The sequence below is a fragment of the uncultured Dechloromonas sp. genome, assembly GCF_945957265.1.
Classification (GTDB): Bacteria; Pseudomonadota; Gammaproteobacteria; order Burkholderiales; family Rhodocyclaceae; genus Azonexus.
Window position 1 is genome coordinate 82,912 of the sequence record NZ_CAMFKO010000013.1, and the last position, 16,555, is coordinate 99,466.

The window sequence follows — 16,555 nt, forward strand, 5'->3', positions numbered from 1 at the left end:
GCTCAGTCCCGCAGCGAGCGCCGGGTCAGGCGCATGAAGAGGTGTTCGAGGTTTTCGCGGCCGACCTTCAGTTGCTGCACGGCGCAGCCGGCGGCGGCCAGGTCGTCGAGCAGGCGGGGCAGGGCGGCCGGCGTCGCCAGCTTGAGGCGGTAGTGCAGGCCGCCTTCGCCGACGGCCGCGTGGCGGGCGGCCAGTTCGGCCGGCAGTTCGGCGCCCAGCTCCAGTTCGACGACCGACTCGTCGCAGCGCAGCAGGGCATCCAGGGCGCCTTCGCTCAGCACCTTGCCCTGGTCGACGATGGCGACGCGCTGGCAGATGGCCTCGACCTCTTCCATGTAGTGGCTGGTGTAGATGACGGAGGTGCCGCTGGCCGGCAGGCCGGCGATGGCGTCGAGCAGGAAGCGGCGCGATTGCGGGTCGACGCCGACGGTGGGTTCGTCGAGGAGCAGCAGTCGCGGACGGCCGAGCAGGCCGATGGCCAGGTTCAGGCGCCGGCGCAGGCCGCCGGAGAGCTGTTCGGCCGGCTTGCGCGTGACCTGCTCGAGGCGGGCGAAGGCAATGGCCGACTCGATCTGCGCCTGCCGCTCGCGTCGCTCTAGGCCGAGCGCGCCACCGAAGAAATCGAGGTTTTCGGCGACGGTCAGCATCGGGTAGAAGGCGTAGTCCTGCGGTACCAGCGCGATGGCGCGCGGCTCGGCGGCGCGGGCCTCGGCCAGCGGGCGGCCGTTGAAGGTGATGCGGCCGCCGGTTGCCGTCTGCAGGCCGGCGAGGATGGAGATCAGCGTCGTCTTGCCGGCGCCGTTGGGGCCGAGCAGGCCGTAGACGCCGCCGGCCGGGATGTCCAGCGTGACACCGTCGAGCGCCGGGGTGCCGGCATCCCGGTAGCGAAAGGAAACGCCGTCGATGCGCAGCATCAGGCGGCGCGGCGCAGGTCGCGGAAGAAGGCCTGCTCGCGGTCGGCGATGGCGCGCAGCTTGTCGGCCAGCTTCGGCGGCTGCAGCGGGTCGCGGTCGCGGATCATGCGCGCCGTGGCCAGCGCGAATTCCCGCCATTCGTCGCCGATGTCGATCAGTTGCTCGGCCAGTTCGCCCAGCGCCGGGCGCTTGAGCAGGTCGGCCGCCTCCTGCAGGAAGCTGGCGTAGATGAAGCGGAAACCGCCGCCGCCGGTGCCGATTTCCTCCTGCATGCGCACGACCTGGCCGATGAACATCTTGCTGTGCGCAGCGCCGTCGCCGGCATCCAGCTTCTCGATGGCCTTGGCCAGCCAGCGGATGCCGCGCACGCCGATGATCGGCAGCGGGGCATCGAGCATGATGCGCGTCGTCTTCCTGATGGCGGCGGGCAGGACCTTGTGCCAGTCCGGCGTCTGCGGCGTGCCGACCGGGTAGTAGAGCAGGCCCTTGGGAGCGAGCGCGCCCTTGGCGAAACGGGCGCGCTGCAGGTCGGCCGGCGGGCAGGTGACGAGCGTTTCGGCCACCGGGTCGGACAGCCGGTAGTCGCCCGACGCTTCACGGCCGCAGGCCAGCACGTTGTGGGCGTTGAAGTGGAAGCGCAGGTCTTCCGGCAGGTAGGGCAGCCAGAAGACGGAGGTCTGCAGGCCGACCAGCTTGCCCTGGTCGAGCAGTTCGTTCAGGCGGGCGACGCCGGCGGCCGGATTGCCGAAGGTCTCGAAGCGCATCTTCAGGCCGAGCGGTTTCTGCAGGCCCTTGATGATGGCCTTGGGCGGCATCCGGTAGGCGACCAGCGGCAGGCCGTTGATCTTGATGATCGGCAGGTAGGCGAAGGAGAGCGCCGACGACAGGCCGAAGGTCATCGGCTCGGAGAGCGGCAGCCCGTGGTGGCGCAGCAGCGTCGACATGACGCCGCTTTCGCAGTGGGAAGCCTGGCTGTGCTGGAAGTCCATCAGTCGGTCTTTTTCAGTTGCTCGACGCTGAGGCCCATGGCGTCGGCGTAGGTCGCCAGCAGGGCCGGCGACAGCCGGGCGAAAACGGCCGGCCGGAAATGCCGGCGGATGCGCCATTGCCAGATGCCGCTGGCCTGCGCCAGCAGCGGCACGTCCATGCGCACCCGGTACATGTGGTATTCGAGCGCCGAGGTCTGGCCGGCGAGCACGCGTTGACGGGCGTCTTCGGTCAGGCGAAGGAGGTCGTCGACGGCCTGCTTGGTGACGATTTCCTCGACCTCCCAGCCGGCCGACTGGACGATGTGCAGCTTGCCGTCGGCGCCGCGCGCGTACATCGCCTTGCGATGGCCGCCCAGCGTGCTGTTGCCTTCCTGCGGGACTTCGCTATCCAGCATGGTCGACGGCCGTCAGGTGCATCAGCGAGCCGGTGAAGCGGCCGCTTTCCGGCACGAAGCAGAGCAGGCGGTCGCCAGCCTGCAGGCGGCCGCTGCGGAAGAGTTCGTCGAGGATGATGAAGATTGACGCCGAGCCGGTATTGCCCTTGGTCTGCAGGTTGGTGAACCACTTTTCCGGGGCGATGGCGAAATCGGCACCGGCCATGTAGGCGGCCAGCGGCTGCCGGAAATATTCGGAGGACATGTGCGGCAGGAACCAGTCGATCCCCTCGGCGGCCAGGCCGCGTTCGGCCCGCGCCTTGGCCAGCGGCTTGCCGAAGGTCTGCTCGACGATGGCCTCGTTGAGCAGGCGGACATCCTGCTTGACCATGAAGATGGACTGCTCGGTCCATTCATTGGCGGCATATTCCTGCCAGCCGCGGAAGCGGCCGTCGGGTGCCTTGTCGCCGCCGGCGTACATGCACACCGGCATGCTGTCGGCCTGCGACTGGATGTCGATCCAGTCGATGCGCAGCGACAGGCCGGCGCGGCGCGGCGCGTCCTCGACCAGGAAGGCGCCGGCGCCGTCGGACAGCATCCAGCGCAGGAAATCCTTCTCGAAGGCGATTTCCGGATTGTCTTCCAGTTCGCCGACGCGGTGCGCCGACTCCGGCTCGTAGTGGCGGGCGAGCAGGCCGCCCGAGGCGCGCTCCGAGCCGCTGGCCACGGCCTTGCCGGCCAACCCGGCCATCACGGCCATGGCGGCGTATTTCAGGGCGCTGATCCCGGCCGCGCAGATGCCGGCCGTCGACACCACCTCGCAGGGCGGGATGCGCAGTTCGCCGTGCACCATCACCGCATGGCTGGGCATCAGCTGGTCGGGACAGGAGGTGCCGCAGGCCAGCACGTCCGGCGCACCGGCATCCAGCCGGCGAATGGCCTCGGCGGCGAGCGCCGCGTTGGAGTGGGTGAAGGCGCCGGTGGCCGGGTCGATGGCGTAGTGCCGGCTGCGGATGCCATTGTTGCGCAGCACGACGCGCCGGGCGCGCGACGGTTTGCCGGCGATCATGCCGAGCACCTGTTCGATATCGTCGTTGGCTACCGGCGCGTTGGGCAGAAAGGAAGAGGTGCCGGTGATGTAGGCACTACCGCGACTGGTCATATTTTTCTAGATTGAATTCCTCGGACCCGCTCGGCAGTTCCAGCTGAGCGCGCAGCCCCTCCAGGCGCGATTTCAGCAGCGGGGAAAGCAGCCATTGTAACAATAGGCTGGTCGGAACGACCGTCAATACCATCACAATCAGATAAACGGAAAATACCAGGAGGATGGGGCGCCGCCGCCAGCTGCCGCGTCGACCGCAGGCGCGGATCAGCCGCGACCAGACGCCGAAGGCGCGGCGGCCGGCGCGTTCGCTGATCGCCAGGCGGGGATTGACGGTCACGGCACGCAGGCCGGTGAGCATGGGCTGGCCGGATTTTTCGGCATTGCGGTCCAAGGCATCGGCCAGGGCGCGGCCGAAGCGGCTGGCTCCGAGGATTTCCTCCGGGGCGACGCCGGCCGGCGGCAGGCCGAAAAAGCGGTCGCGCTGGCCGGTCAGCACCCAGCGCGGGGTGGTGATGAAGGTGGCCAGCGGATGGCCGCGGTCGGTGAAGGCCAGGTGGTCGCACAGCTTGCCGCCGGCCTCGGTGATCAACTTCTGCATGGTTTCCTGGGCCGACAGCCACATGTTGCGGCAGGCGACCAGGGTGACGACCGGCTTGCCGCGGATCAGGCGTTTTCCTTCATTACTGTGCAGGAAGGCGGTGATCGGCAGGGCGGGCGACAGGAACCAGACCTGGTAGCACAGGATGACCAGGTCGAAGTCGGCATCGGCGGCAAGGCTCAGCGGCTGGAGCGGCGGCGCGTCGCCTTGCACGCACTCGGGCATGGCGTCGACGAAATCGACGATGGGCCACGGGAACGGGTAGGGCGTGGCCGGGACCAGGGTTTCCACATGCACCCGATGGCCGGCTTCGCGCAGCGGACCGGTCACTTGCGCGGCGATGTCGGAAAGCTGCCCGGTTTGCGAGTAATTGACGACGAGAACCTGCTTCATTTGGCTTCTGGCGGTGGATTCAGCGCGAATTCTAACAAAGGGGGAAGGGGCTTTGTCGCCGGTTCCTCATTCGATTTGAATGCCGCGCAAAGTCGACGCGCTTGGGGATTTCCGAGCTTATCGGCTATGATTCTGCTTTCCCGCAGCCTGTCTTTCCATGACCAAATTTGTTTTCGTTACGGGTGGTGTCGTGTCCTCTCTGGGCAAAGGCATCGCCGCCGCGTCGCTCGGGGCCATTCTGGAATCCCGCGGCATCAAAGTCACCCACCTCAAGCTCGACCCCTACATCAACGTCGACCCCGGCACGATGAGTCCTTTCCAGCACGGAGAGGTTTTCGTCACCGAGGACGGCGCCGAGACCGACCTTGACCTTGGCCACTACGAGCGCTTCACCAGCGCCAAGATGACCAAGCGCAACAACTTCACGACCGGCCAGGTCTACGACACCGTGCTCAAGAAAGAGCGTCGCGGCGAGTACCTCGGCAAGACCGTGCAGGTCATCCCGCACATCACCGACGAAATCAAGGGCAAGGTCAAGGCCGGGGCCGAAGGCGCCGACGTGGCCATCGTCGAGGTCGGCGGCACGGTCGGCGACATCGAATCCTTGCCGTTCCTCGAAGCCATCCGCCAGATGGGCATCGAGGAAGGCCGCAACAACGTCTGCTACATGCACCTGACGCTGCTGCCCTACATCCCGACCGCCGGCGAACTGAAGACCAAGCCGACCCAGCACTCCGTCAAGGAACTGCGTGAAATCGGCATCCAGCCGGACATCCTGCTCTGCCGCGCCGACCGCTCCATCCCGGTCGAGGAACGCCGCAAGATCGCGCTGTTCTGCAACGTCATGCCGGAAGCCGTCATCGAGTGCCTGGATGCCGATTCGATCTACAAGATCCCGGGCATGCTGCACGAGCAGATGCTCGACGAGATCGTCTGCCACAAGCTGAACATCCTGGCCAAGGCGGCCGACCTGACGGTCTGGGAAAACCTGATCGTCGCCCTGGAGCACCCGCTGCACCAGGTGAAGATCGCCTTCGTCGGCAAGTACGTCGACCTGACCGAGTCGTACAAGTCGCTGATCGAAGCGATCAAGCACGCCGGCATCCATACCCGCAGCCAGGTCGATATCGTCTATCTCGATTCGGAAGATATCGAGAAGAACGGCACCGGCGTGCTCGAAGACCTCGACGCCATCCTCGTTCCGGGCGGTTTCGGCCGGCGCGGCACGGAAGGCAAGATCGCCGCCATCCGTTTTGCCCGCGAAAAGAAGATTCCCTACCTCGGTATCTGTCTCGGCATGCAGCTGGCAGTGGTCGAATTTGCCCGCGACGTGGCCGGCATGGAAGCCGCGCACTCCACCGAATTCGTGCAGGATACGCCGTACCCGGTGATCGGCCTGATCACCGAGTGGCTGGATGCTTCCGGCAAGGTCGAGAAGCGCAGCGAGGATTCCGATATCGGCGGCACCATGCGCCTCGGCGCCCAGGTCTGCAAGCTGAAGGAAGGTTCGCTGGCCCGCCAGATCTACGGTGCGCCGGAAATCACCGAGCGCCATCGCCATCGCTACGAAGTGAACAACACGCTGCTCGCCCGCCTTGAAGAGAAGGGCCTGATCGTTGCCGGCCGTGCGCCGGGCACCGACCTATGCGAAATGGTCGAACTGCCGGCCGAGATCCATCCGTGGTTCGTCGCCTGCCAGTTCCACCCGGAATTCACCTCCAACCCGCGTCAGGGTCACCCGCTGTTCACCTCCTACGTGAAGGCGGCGCTGGCCAATAAACAGGGCAAGAAATAATGAAACTTTGCGGTTTCGAGGCTGGTCTTGACCAGCCTTTTTTCCTGATCGCCGGGACAGCCGGAGCGCAGAGCAGGGGCCCCGCTTTGCGGGGATGCGACCGCGCAGGCTGTCATAAGGCCCGGAGGGGATTGGCATGAAACTTTGCGGTTTTGACGCGGGTCTTGATCAGCCGTTTTTTCTGATTGCAGGGCCTTGTACTGCTGAATCCGAGCAGTTGTGTCTTGATGTGGCTGGCTATATGAAGGAAGTCTGCGGGCGCCTAGGCATTCCGTACATTTTCAAGGCTTCCTACGACAAGGCCAACCGCAGTTCCGGCACCTCGGTACGTGGCCTTGGTCTGGATGAAGGCCTGCGCATTTTCTCCGAAGTGCAGCGCCAGATCGGCGTGCCGGTGCTGACCGACGTGCATACCGTCGAGGACATCCCCGCCGTTGCGGCCGTTGTTGATGTCCTGCAGACCCCGGCCTTCCTGTGCCGGCAGACCGATTTCATCCATGCCGTCGCCTCCTGCGGCAAGCCGGTGAACATCAAGAAGGGCCAGTTCCTGGCGCCGGGCGACATGAAGAACGTCGTCGCCAAGGCGCGCGAGGTGAACAACGGCGCCGACAACATCATGGTCTGCGAGCGCGGTGCTTCGTTCGGTTACAACAATCTGGTTTCCGACATGCGCAGCTTGGCCATCATGCGTGAAACTGACTGCCCGGTGGTGTTCGACGCGACCCACAGCGTACAGCTGCCGGGTGGGCAGGGTACGGTTTCCGGCGGCCAACGCGAATTCGTGCCGGTGCTGGCGCGGGCCGCGGTGGCGGTCGGCATCTCCGGCCTGTTCATGGAAACCCATCCCTGTCCTGAAAAGGCCTGGTCGGATGGTCCGAACAGCTGGCCGCTGGATCGTATGGAAAGCCTGCTCGCCACGCTGGTGGCACTCGACAAGGCGGTGAAGTCGGCCGGCTTCGAGGAGTTGAAGTAATGCCGGGCAAGGGCTATATCGTTGCCGAGGTCAAGGTGCATGACGCCGAGGCCATCGTCCGCTATCGCCAGCTGTCCACGGTCGCGGTCGAACAATACGGCGGTCGTTTCCTCGTCCGGGGAGGCGCTTCCGAAATTCTCGAAGGCAAATGGTCGCCGCCCGAGCGGATGATCGTCATCGAGTTCGAGTCGGTCGAGCAAGCCAAGCGTTTCTACGATTCGCCCGAGTACCAGGCGGCCCGCAAGGCCCGCGAAAATATTGCCGAAATGAACATGCTGGTCATTTCCGGTATTGATAATCAGGTTTAATTTGTTCTTTCAACCTTCTGAAAATAAGGAAGAAATATGAGTTCTATCGTTGATGTTGTTGCCCGCGAGATTCTCGATTCCCGCGGCAATCCCACTGTCGAAGCCGACGTTCTGCTCGAATCCGGCGTCATGGGCCGTGCGGCCGTGCCGTCCGGCGCTTCCACCGGCACCCGCGAAGCCATCGAACTGCGCGACGGCGATGGCAGCCGTTACCTCGGCAAGGGCGTGATGCAGGCGGTCGAGAACATCAATACCGAGATCTCGGAAGCCATCATCGGCCTCGATGCACAGGAACAGGCCTTCATCGACCAGACCATGATCGACCTCGACGGCACCGACAACAAGTCGCGCCTCGGCGCCAACGCCATCCTGGCCGTTTCCATGGCCGTCGCCAAGGCCGCCGCCGAAGAGTCCGGCCTGCCGCTGTACCGCTACTTCGGCGGCATGAGCCCGATGCAGATGCCGGTGCCGATGATGAATATCATCAACGGCGGCGAGCACGCCAACAACAGCCTGGATATCCAGGAATTCATGGTGATGCCGGTCGGTGCCACCAATATCCGCGAAGCCATCCGTTGCGGCGCCGAAATCTTCCATGCGCTGAAGAAGCTGCTGAACAAGAAGGGCCACTCGACCGCCGTCGGCGACGAAGGCGGCTTCGCCCCGAACCTGGGCAGCCACGCCGAAGCCCTGCAGATCATCATGGAAGCCATCGAAGTGGCCGGTTACGTGCCGGGCCAGGACGTGCTGCTGGCGCTCGACTGCGCCGCTTCCGAGTTCTACAAGGACGGCAAGTACAAGCTGGCCGGCGAAGGCCTGGAACTGACCTCGGCCCAGTTCGTCGACTACCTGGCCAACCTGGCCGACCAGTTCCCGATCGTTTCCATCGAGGACGGCATGTCCGAAGCCGACTGGGACGGCTGGAAGCTGCTCACCGATCGCCTCGGCGACAAGGTGCAGATCGTCGGCGACGACGTCTTCGTGACCAACACCAAGATCTTCAAGGAAGGCATCAAGAAGGGCATCGGCAACTCGATCCTGATCAAGATCAACCAGATCGGCACCCTGTCCGAAACCTTCGCAGCCGTCGAAATGGCCAAGCGCGCCGGCTACACCGCCGTGATCTCGCATCGTTCCGGTGAAACCGAGGACAGCACCATCGCCGACATCGCCGTCGGCCTCAATGCCGGCCAGATCAAGACCGGCTCGCTGTCGCGTTCCGACCGTATCGCCAAGTACAACCAGCTGATCCGCATCGAGGAAGACCTGGGCGATACCGCTTCCTACCCGGGCCGCGAAACCTTCTACAACCTGCGCTGATCGCGCATGCGTTGGCTGACGGTCGGCCTTCTCGCAGCCATTGGCCTGCTCCAGTACCCCCTATGGGTGGGTAAGGGGGGCTGGCTGAAGGTGTGGGAATACGACCGTCAGTTGCAGCAGCAAAAGGAAGTCACCCGCAAACTGGAAATCCGGAATGCGGGTCTCGATGCCGAAGTCCGAGACCTGAAGCAGGGTTACGACGCCATCGAGGAACGTGCCCGCTTCGAGCTGGGCATGGTCAAACAGGACGAAACCTTCGTCCAGATCCCGGAAAAAGTTCCCGGGAAATAATTCTCGAAATCCCGCCAGACGCAGTAGCCACTGATATTTGCCTCCGCTAGAATCGCTCCCAGCAGTCCCCCCCGAGGAGAACAAAATGCTGCTCAAGGTTGGCGAACAAGCCCCTGTGTTTTCACTGCCGGATGCCGATATGGAGACGATCGATCTGGCCAGGTACCAAGGCAAGCACATCGTTATCTTCTTCTATCCGAAGGATGGGACGCCTTGTTGCACAAAGGAAGTCACTGACTTCTCGGATCACGAGGACGACTTTCTTCGCCACGATTGCGTCCTGCTCGGCATCAGCCGGGACGATTGCCTGAAACATGCGGAGTTTCGCGACAAGGAAGGCATCGGCATCGAGTTGCTGTCGGATACCGAAGGCATCGTCTGCAAGCAGTACGGCGTCTGGCAGGCCAAGGAAGTCGATGGCCACCGGAAATTCGGCGTTTGCCGCTCCACCTTCGTGATTGATCGTACCGGGACCATTCGGCATGCGCTGTATAACGTCAATTACAAGGGGCATGCCCTTGACGTGCTGCGTCTGGTCAAGGAACTCAACGCCTGAGCTTTCGGGGCGCAATGTTAAAATCAGCCATTCGCGCAGATTCAAGCTTTGCCGCAAACGCGTCGTGAGTTTGGTAAATCGCCGAGAATGCCCATCAATACTAGGAAATCCACAGAATGAACATGCAGGTTGCCAAGAACACCGTTATCACACTCGATTACCACGTCAAGGATCCGGATGGCGAAGTGGTCGACGAAGGCCGCGAGCCGCTGGTTTACCTGCATGGCGGCTACGACGACATTTTCCCGAAAATCGAGGAAGCGCTGCAGGGCAAGAAGGTCGGCGAGTCGGTCCAGGTCAAGCTGCAGCCGGATGAGGCCTTTGGCGAATACGATGCCGAAATGGTCCAGATCGAGCCGCGCAAGGATTTCCCGAAGGAACTCCAGGTCGGCATGCAGTTCGAGGGTGGCCCGGAAGATGGCGGCGAAGACGATTTCGTGATCTATCGGGTGACCGATATCGCCGACGACAAGGTCGTGCTTGACGGCAATCATCCCCTGGCCGGCATGGCGCTGGTGTTCACCTGCACCGTGACCTCGATTCGCCCGGCCAGCGAGGAAGAAGTCGAACATGGCCACGTTCATCATCCGGATGAGGATGGCGAAACCTGCCACTAAGGCGAGCCCATCGCTGACCGGAATACCCGCTGCGGCGGGTATTTTTTCATCAGCTGAAATCCTGCCCGGCGCGGCGCCCGCGTATGGGTGCCGTGCTAGTCGTGTCTTGCCGGCCAGGGATGGGTTTCGAAGCGGATCGCGGCGGGCGCGTCGGAGTCGATGATCCCCGTGGTCCACCCCATGAACGGCGAGCCGAAGGTTTCGACGCGAACGAAGTTGCTCAGCGGCCGGCCGGTTTGATCGCGCATCGGCTGATCGATGCGGTTCATGTGCGTATCGCCATGAACGGCTACCACCTGTCCCTGAAAGCGTAGCGTTTCTTCGCGCAGCGCATCGAGAAACTCGCGGTACGCCCGATGCGCCAGGCCTTGCGTGTAGTGCGTAAAGCCGGGGTTGGCCTGAAACAGCAGGACGATGCTGCGCATCTTCTCGCGGCGGGCAAGCGCGAAATTCTCCCTGAGCCAGGCGACGGTGACCGGATGGCGCGCCACGTATTCGGTACGCGGCGTGTCGGTCATTCCCCAGTTGTTGTTGCCTCCCGGCAAATTGAAGGTGACGAAGAGCGTCGGACCCAGGCGAAAGCGGGCGTGCTCGGGGTAGGTGCCGGGCTGCCGCTCGAGCGCCAGGGCCGCCTGGCCGAGCGCCTGATCCTTGCTCCAGAACAGGCCGCGCAGCTTGGCCAGTCGTTCCAGCGGGTCGTATCCCCCGTTGCTGAGACGCTCGCAGTCCGTCCATTCGTTATCCCCGGGAACGAAAACGAAGGGGGGACGACTGCTGTCGAACAGCTGGAAACGGTCCGCAAATACCTCGTCCGAGCACAGGTTCGAGCCGGACTTGAAATCGCCGACATGGACGATCACATCGACTTTGCTGTCGGCGATGGCTGACAGCATCTTCGGCAACTCCGTCCGCTCGTGGGCGTTGTAGGGGGTGTCGCCGATCAGCGCGAAGCGCCAGCTGTCGGCGCTCGCCGACAAGGACAGGGTGGCCAGCGCCAAGGCCGGCAGCAGTCGGCGGATGATGAATCCGCCAGCCTTTGCCCGGCGCTTGCCGATCAACGCAACAGCCCTTTCAAGGCATACAGGGCGTCGAGCGCTTCGCGCGGGGTCAGGCTATCGGGGTCGATCGCCGCCAGCTCGTTGACGACCGGGTGCGGCTCGGGCTCCAGCGGCTCCGGTTCGCCCTGGGCAAAGAGGTCGGGCTGCAGCGGATCGACGGTGGCGCGCTGCTCGAATTCGCGCAGCTGCTTGCGGGCAGCGCGGACGACGCTGCCGGGGATGCCGGCCAGCGCGGCGACCTGGATACCGTAGCTCTGGTTGGCAGGGCCTTCCTCGACGGCATGCATGAAGACGATGCGGTCATTATGCTCGACGGCGCCGAGGTGGACGTTGGCCAGTTCCGAATACTCGTGCGACAGCCGGGTCAGCTCGAAATAGTGGGTGGCGAACAAGGTCAGGCTGCGGTTCTTCTCGATCAGGTGGCGCAGGATGGCGAAGGCCAGCGCCATGCCGTCGAAGGTCGAGGTGCCGCGGCCGATTTCGTCCATCAAGACCAGGCTCTGGTCGGTTGCGTGATGCAGGATGGCGGCGGCTTCGGTCATCTCGACCATGAAGGTCGAACGTCCGGAAGCCAGGTCGTCGGAAGCGCCGATGCGGGTGAAGATGCGGTCGAGTGGGCCGAGCACGCAGGATTCGGCAGGCACGTAGCTGCCGATGTGGGCGAGCAGGGCGATCAGCGCGACCTGCCGCATGTAGGTCGATTTACCGCCCATGTTCGGGCCGGTGATCAGCAGCAGGCGGCGGTTGTCGGCCAACAGGCAGTCGTTGGCGATGAAGGTTTCGGCCAGGTTGGCGAGTTCGCCTTCGACCACCGGGTGGCGGCCATTGACGATGTTGAGCTGCGTTTCGGCGGCGAATCCGGGTTTGCACCAGTTGCGTTTCAAGGCCGATTCGGCGAACCCGGCCAGCAGGTCGAGTTGGGCCACGGCGCGGGCGATACCCTGCAGGGTAGGGACGACCGGCAGCAGCGCATCGAGGATCGCTTCGTAGAGAAGCTTCTCGCGCGCCAGCGAACGCTCCTGGGCCGACAGCGCCTTGTCCTCGAAGGCCTTCAGCTCGGGGGTGATGTAGCGCTCGGCGTTCTTCAGCGTCTGCCGACGGCGGTAGTCGTCGGGAATCTTGTCGACGTTGGCGTGCGTGACTTCGATGTAGAAGCCATGCACCTTGTTGAACTCGACCTTGAGGCTGGAAATGCCGGTCCGCTCGCGTTCGCGGGCTTCCATGTCGATGAGGAAGGCGCCGCAGTTGTCGTTCAGCGAGCGCAGCTCATCCAGGTCGGGGTCGTAGCCCGGGGCGATGACGCCGCCGTCGCGGACCTGGGCGCCGGGCTCGGCGGCGATGGCGCGGACCAGCAATTCAAGGGCGGCGGCCGGGGTTTGCAGCTCGCCGAACAGTTGCACGATCAGCGGTGCCGCGTGTTCCATCAAGGGGGCGCGCAGTTCCGGCAGGCGGGCCAGCGATTCGCGCAGGCTGGCCAGGTCGCGCGGGCGGGCATTGCGCAGCGCGATGCGGCCGGCGATGCGCTCGATATCGGCGATGCCGCGCAGCGCTTTGCGCACGTCGCCGGCAAGCCGGCCATAGTCCTCGAGCAGCCCTTCGACGGCGCCGTGCCGCAGGGCGGGGATGTCCCGGTCGCGCAGCGGGTGGTGCAGGGTATGGCGTAACAGGCGCGATCCCATGCTGGTCACGCAGTTGTCGAGCAGGGAATAGAGGGTCGGAGAAGGCTGCCCGCGCAGGGTTTCGGTCAACTCCAGGTTGCGCCGGGTAGCCAGGTCCAGCCCGAGGAAGGCGCCTTCCAGTTCGACCGTCAGCCCGCGCAAGTGCGGCAGCTTTCCCGATTGCGTCGCCTGGGCGTACTGCAAAAGGGCGCCGGCGGCAGCGATGGCCGGTTTCAGGCCTTCGGCGCCGAAGCCGGCCAGCGAGGCAACTTCGAACTGGTCGCAGAGCAGGCGTCGGGCGGAATCGAAATCGAAATACCAGTCCGGCTGTCGGGTCCGGGCTGCGTCGATGGTGAAATTCGGCGTCCAGCTTTCGGGATAGAGAATTTCAGCCGGACGGATGCGCTCCAGCGTCGCGGGTAGCTGCTCGGTTGCCACCTCGATCAGGATGAATTCGCCGCTGGCCAGGTTCAGCCGCGCAATCCCGGCCGTATTCCGGTGCGTGGCGACGGCGAGCAGCCAGATGTCCTGCTTGTCGTCGATCAGCGCGGCATCGGTCAGCGTACCGGGCGTCACGATGCGGGCGACCGCGCGTTCGACCGGTCCCTTGCTGGTGGCCGGGTCGCCGATCTGCTCGCAGATCACCGCCGATTCGCCCATCTTGACCAGGCGCGCCAGGTAGGGCTCCAGGGAGTGGAAGGGGATGCCGCACATCTTGATCGGCACGCCGGCCGACTGGCCGCGCGTGGTCAGCGTGATGTCGAGCAGTCGTGCGGCCTTCTCGGCATCTTCGTAGAACAATTCGTAGAAATCGCCCATCCGGTAGAAGAGCAGGGTGTTCGGGTGCTTCGCCTTGAGGGCGAGATATTGCACCATCATCGGGGTGTGCTTGGGCTGCTCGGTTTTTGCTTCTTTGGCCATGTTCTTGTGATGTGGGTTACTGCCGGATTTCGCGGGTGTTGTCGGGGGCAGGGAAGTCGCCGGTGCTGCGGAAGGGATTGATGTCGAGCCCGCCGCGCCGCGTGTAGCGGGCGTGGACGGCCAGGGCTTCGGGCCGGCAGCGGGCCAGCAGATCGGTAAAGATGCGCTCCACGCACTGTTCGTGGAATTCGTTGTGATTGCGGAAGGAGACGATGTAGCGCAGCAGTCCGGCGCGCTCGATCGGCCGGCCGCGATAGCGGATGACGACCATGGCCCAGTCGGGCTGGCCGGTGACCAGGCAGTTGGATTTCAGCAGGTGCGAATACAGGGTTTCTTCAAGTATTGCGCCTGCTTGCGTCGTCAGCAGCTCGGGGGCCGGCTGGTAGCGGTCACAGGCGATGTCGAGGTCGTCGAGCGCGATGCCGGCCGGAATGCCGATGGCGGCAGTCGGTGCGCTGGCCAGGGGCTGCAGGGCGACAGCGATGGGGCGCCCGGCGGCGGCCGACAGGTCGCGGGTCATCGTTTGCGCTACGGACTCGGCGCTTTCGAAGCTGCTCTGATTGAAGGAGTTGAGGTACAGCTTGAAGGATTTCGACTCGATCAGATTCGGGCTGTCGGCCGGCACGCGGAAGGTGCCGACGGCAACGACCGGTTTTCCCCTGGCGTTCAGCCACGACAGTTCGTAGGCGTTCCACAGGTCTTCGCCGACAAAAGGAAGCGCCGAGTCGTCGATGCCGATTTCGCTGCGCTTGAGCTGGCGCGGAATCGGAAAAAGCAGTTCCGGCGCGTAGCGGCTCTGGTATTCGGTGGCCTTGCCCAGGGGCGAGGCATGGCTGGGGTCGTCGTGATGGGTGGTCGCGGTCATGGGGGCGGATTTTACCTGTTCGCCGGTTGCCGATTTCAGCTTAAGCCAGTTTCAGTTCGATCAGTTGCGGCCCGCCGCTCTCGACGGCGCCGCTCAGCCGGATAGCCAGGTCGTCCGCCGTGCCGACGGCGTGGTAGGTCAGGCCAAATGCCCTGGCCGCATGCTCGAAATCGACATGCTGCGGCGTTCGCCAGCCGCGGGAGAATTCGGGCAGCGAACGCTGCGGCAGGTGGTCGAAAATGCCGCCTCCGCCGTTATTGACCACGACGATGGCGATATCGAGGCCGCGCGTCTGGGCCAGGCCGCCGATGTCGTGCTGGCAGGTCAGGTCGCCGACCAGGGCGACCGTGCGGCCATGCGCGCTGGCGATGCCGGCGGCGGTCGATAGGTTGCCGTCGATGCCGCTGGCGCCGCGGTTGGCGTGGATGTGCAGCGTCTTGTCCGAATGGCCGGACAGCGAGTCCAGTTCCCGGATGGCGAGCGAGTTTCCGACGAACAGGGCGGTGCCGGCGGGCAGTGCATTGACGATGGCCGGGATGTGATTGGGCGTGTTTCGCTCCGCCGCTTGCCGCTCGAGGGCGAGAAACTGCCCCAGCCAGCCGTCGTTCGCCGGCTTCAGGCGCTGGCGCAGCAGGGCGTTGCAGAACGATTCGGGGTCGGCGTGCAGCAGGTCGGTCAGTTTGCGTGCGGGGTCGCTCCAGCGTGGCCAGGGATCGACCACGATTTGGGTGGCCGCGCTGCCCGAGAGGTAGTTCTGCAGATTGCGGGTGACCGGGAAGGCGCCGAAGCGGATGATCCATTCGGGGGGCGGAATGGCGGCGGCACCGGAAGTATCCAGCCAGCGGTTGTAGCCGACGCAAAGATGGGATCGGTCATGCGGACCGAAGCGCAGTCCGGACAGCGGTTCGGCCAGGATGGGGCAGGCCAGGGCGCTGGCCAGCCCGACCAGAGCGGAATTGCGTGTCGCGGCAATGGGCATTTCTCCGCACACCATGACGCCGGGGCGGCCCGAGAGGCGGTTTGCCAGGTCGCTCAGCGTCCGGTGATCGGGTTCGGCGACGGGATGGTGGCAGCGAACCGGTTCAAGCCTCGCCGCAGGGGGGCTATCCCCGGCCGGCAACAGGGGTTCGCGGAAGGGCTGGTTGATGTGGACCGGGCCGGGATGGGGCCAGGTGGCCTGGTCCGCAACCTGGGCAGCCAGGCGATGCAGGTATCCCGGGTCGAAACCTTCGTCGGGCGTAGCCAGCGCGTGGCTTGCCCTGACGTAAGGCGCGAACATCGCCGCCTGGGGAACGGTCTGGTTGGCCCCGCAGCCATGCAGTTCAGGCGGGCGGTCGGCGGAAACGGCAATCAGCGGAACGCCGGCCTGGCTGGCTTCGACGATGGCCGGGAGCCAGTTGGCGGGCGCCGTTCCAGAGGTGGCCAGCAGCAGGACCGGACGGCGCTGCGCTTTTGCGATGCCGAGGCCAAAAAACGCGGCGCTGCGCTCGTCGATGGCGACATGGCTGCGCAAGCCCGGCTGCCGCAGTAGCGCGAGCGCCAGCGGCGTCGACCGCGATCCGGGGGAAATGACCGCATCGGTGATCCCGGCGGAGACGAACCCGGCAATCATGGCTTGCGACCATGCGAGATTGAGGGAGCCGGTGTCGGTCATTGGCATTGTCTGCTGGCGAAAAGTATCAATTGTAGTCGTTGTGATTCGTCCGGAAACACAGGACCATGCTATTATTCGCCCCGCTCGCCGCTGACCGGCGGACGAGCCCGACGCGGAGTGGTAGTTCAGTCGGTTAGAATACCGGCCTGTCACGCCGGGGGTCGCG

At 64.6% G+C, this 16,555-nt stretch carries 16 protein-coding genes; 7 read left to right on the top strand and 9 right to left on the bottom strand.

Going from position 1 to position 16,555, the window contains the following annotated elements:
* Window positions 1-2: 2 nt before the first annotated feature.
* The 5 genes from Q0P59_RS09075 to Q0P59_RS09095 are packed head-to-tail and all read right to left on the bottom strand — an operon-like array spanning window position 3 to window position 4,373.
* On the bottom strand, window positions 3-914 hold the full coding sequence (locus Q0P59_RS09075) for an ABC transporter ATP-binding protein (protein WP_295005799.1): 912 nt from the start codon (window positions 912-914) through the stop codon (window positions 3-5).
* Window positions 914-1,903, bottom strand: coding sequence for a BtrH N-terminal domain-containing protein (locus Q0P59_RS09080; RefSeq protein WP_295005801.1), 990 nt, complete (start codon window positions 1,901-1,903; stop codon window positions 914-916). The genes Q0P59_RS09075 and Q0P59_RS09080 overlap by 1 nt, the downstream gene beginning before the upstream one ends.
* Entirely contained in the window at window positions 1,903-2,298 is a 396-nt protein-coding gene (locus Q0P59_RS09085; protein ID WP_295005803.1) for a hypothetical protein, read from the bottom strand. The genes Q0P59_RS09080 and Q0P59_RS09085 overlap by 1 nt, the downstream gene beginning before the upstream one ends.
* On the bottom strand, window positions 2,288-3,439 hold the full coding sequence (locus Q0P59_RS09090; protein WP_295005805.1) for a beta-ketoacyl-ACP synthase III: 1,152 nt from the start codon (window positions 3,437-3,439) through the stop codon (window positions 2,288-2,290). The genes Q0P59_RS09085 and Q0P59_RS09090 overlap by 11 nt, the downstream gene beginning before the upstream one ends.
* Window positions 3,423-4,373 (bottom strand): dialkylrecorsinol condensing enzyme, encoded by a 951-nt coding sequence (locus tag Q0P59_RS09095; RefSeq protein ID WP_295005807.1) that lies wholly within the window; start codon window positions 4,371-4,373, stop codon window positions 3,423-3,425. Before Q0P59_RS09095 ends, Q0P59_RS09090 begins: the two co-directional genes overlap by 17 nt.
* Before the next feature lie 157 nt (window positions 4,374-4,530).
* On the opposite strand from Q0P59_RS09095, the gene Q0P59_RS09100 reads away from it, so the two are divergent.
* From Q0P59_RS09100 to Q0P59_RS09130, 7 genes are all read left to right on the top strand, one after another.
* Window positions 4,531-6,168, top strand: a complete 1,638-nt coding sequence (locus tag Q0P59_RS09100; RefSeq protein ID WP_295005809.1) for a CTP synthase — start codon at window positions 4,531-4,533, stop codon at window positions 6,166-6,168.
* A gap of 136 nt (window positions 6,169-6,304) precedes the next feature.
* On the top strand, window positions 6,305-7,141 hold the full coding sequence (kdsA, locus tag Q0P59_RS09105) for a 3-deoxy-8-phosphooctulonate synthase (protein ID WP_295005811.1): 837 nt from the start codon (window positions 6,305-6,307) through the stop codon (window positions 7,139-7,141).
* Window positions 7,141-7,449, top strand: coding sequence for a DUF1330 domain-containing protein (locus tag Q0P59_RS09110; protein ID WP_295005813.1), 309 nt, complete (start codon window positions 7,141-7,143; stop codon window positions 7,447-7,449). The genes kdsA and Q0P59_RS09110 overlap by 1 nt, the downstream gene beginning before the upstream one ends.
* A 36-nt stretch (window positions 7,450-7,485) precedes the next feature.
* Entirely contained in the window at window positions 7,486-8,769 is a 1,284-nt protein-coding gene (gene eno / locus Q0P59_RS09115) for a phosphopyruvate hydratase (RefSeq protein ID WP_295005817.1), read from the top strand.
* A gap of 6 nt (window positions 8,770-8,775) precedes the next feature.
* Window positions 8,776-9,060 (top strand): cell division protein FtsB, encoded by a 285-nt coding sequence (gene ftsB, locus Q0P59_RS09120; RefSeq protein WP_011288098.1) that lies wholly within the window; start codon window positions 8,776-8,778, stop codon window positions 9,058-9,060.
* Between the two features lie 88 nt (window positions 9,061-9,148).
* Window positions 9,149-9,616 carry a peroxiredoxin gene (locus Q0P59_RS09125; RefSeq protein WP_295005836.1) on the top strand — a complete coding sequence of 156 codons (468 nt, stop codon included), beginning with the start codon at window positions 9,149-9,151 and terminating at the stop codon, window positions 9,614-9,616.
* 116 nt (window positions 9,617-9,732) lie between these two features.
* Window positions 9,733-10,233, top strand: a complete 501-nt coding sequence (locus tag Q0P59_RS09130; protein ID WP_295005821.1) for a peptidylprolyl isomerase — start codon at window positions 9,733-9,735, stop codon at window positions 10,231-10,233.
* 95 nt (window positions 10,234-10,328) lie between these two features.
* Here Q0P59_RS09130 and Q0P59_RS09135 read toward each other — a convergent pair whose 3' ends face one another.
* From Q0P59_RS09135 to menD, 4 genes are read right to left on the bottom strand one after another with little or no spacing between them, the layout of a single operon-like run.
* Window positions 10,329-11,291, bottom strand: a complete 963-nt coding sequence (locus Q0P59_RS09135; protein WP_295005823.1) for a metallophosphoesterase family protein — start codon at window positions 11,289-11,291, stop codon at window positions 10,329-10,331.
* Window positions 11,288-13,870: a DNA mismatch repair protein MutS gene (mutS, locus tag Q0P59_RS09140; RefSeq protein ID WP_295005825.1), complete on the bottom strand. Its 2,583-nt coding sequence runs from the start codon at window positions 13,868-13,870 to the stop codon at window positions 11,288-11,290. The genes Q0P59_RS09135 and mutS overlap by 4 nt, the downstream gene beginning before the upstream one ends.
* Window positions 13,871-13,886: 16 nt before the next feature.
* Entirely contained in the window at window positions 13,887-14,735 is an 849-nt protein-coding gene (queF, locus tag Q0P59_RS09145; RefSeq protein ID WP_295005827.1) for an NADPH-dependent 7-cyano-7-deazaguanine reductase QueF, read from the bottom strand.
* Window positions 14,736-14,775: 40 nt separating this feature from the next.
* Complete coding sequence (gene menD / locus Q0P59_RS09150) at window positions 14,776-16,389, bottom strand: 2-succinyl-5-enolpyruvyl-6-hydroxy-3-cyclohexene-1-carboxylic-acid synthase (RefSeq protein WP_295005829.1); 1,614 nt, start codon at window positions 16,387-16,389, stop codon at window positions 14,776-14,778.
* Window positions 16,390-16,555: the final 166 nt, after the last annotated feature.

What these genes read in the sequence shown, in the direction of transcription:
- Q0P59_RS09075 (WP_295005799.1), bottom strand. Translation starts at nt 914, where the DNA reads ATGCTGCGCATCGACGGCGTTTCCTTTCGCTACCGGGATGCCGGCACC.
- Q0P59_RS09080 (WP_295005801.1), bottom strand. Translation starts at nt 1,903, where the DNA reads ATGGACTTCCAGCACAGCCAGGCTTCCCACTGCGAAAGCGGCGTCATG.
- Q0P59_RS09085 (WP_295005803.1), bottom strand. Translation starts at nt 2,298, where the DNA reads ATGCTGGATAGCGAAGTCCCGCAGGAAGGCAACAGCACGCTGGGCGGC.
- Q0P59_RS09090 (WP_295005805.1), bottom strand. Translation starts at nt 3,439, where the DNA reads ATGACCAGTCGCGGTAGTGCCTACATCACCGGCACCTCTTCCTTTCTG.
- Q0P59_RS09095 (WP_295005807.1), bottom strand. Translation starts at nt 4,373, where the DNA reads ATGAAGCAGGTTCTCGTCGTCAATTACTCGCAAACCGGGCAGCTTTCC.
- Q0P59_RS09100 (WP_295005809.1), top strand. Translation starts at nt 4,531, where the DNA reads ATGACCAAATTTGTTTTCGTTACGGGTGGTGTCGTGTCCTCTCTGGGC.
- kdsA (WP_295005811.1), top strand. Translation starts at nt 6,305, where the DNA reads ATGAAACTTTGCGGTTTTGACGCGGGTCTTGATCAGCCGTTTTTTCTG.
- Q0P59_RS09110 (WP_295005813.1), top strand. Translation starts at nt 7,141, where the DNA reads ATGCCGGGCAAGGGCTATATCGTTGCCGAGGTCAAGGTGCATGACGCC.
- eno (WP_295005817.1), top strand. Translation starts at nt 7,486, where the DNA reads ATGAGTTCTATCGTTGATGTTGTTGCCCGCGAGATTCTCGATTCCCGC.
- ftsB (WP_011288098.1), top strand. Translation starts at nt 8,776, where the DNA reads ATGCGTTGGCTGACGGTCGGCCTTCTCGCAGCCATTGGCCTGCTCCAG.
- Q0P59_RS09130 (WP_295005821.1), top strand. Translation starts at nt 9,733, where the DNA reads ATGAACATGCAGGTTGCCAAGAACACCGTTATCACACTCGATTACCAC.
- mutS (WP_295005825.1), bottom strand. Translation starts at nt 13,870, where the DNA reads ATGGCCAAAGAAGCAAAAACCGAGCAGCCCAAGCACACCCCGATGATG.
- queF (WP_295005827.1), bottom strand. Translation starts at nt 14,735, where the DNA reads ATGACCGCGACCACCCATCACGACGACCCCAGCCATGCCTCGCCCCTG.
- menD (WP_295005829.1), bottom strand. Translation starts at nt 16,389, where the DNA reads ATGACCGACACCGGCTCCCTCAATCTCGCATGGTCGCAAGCCATGATT.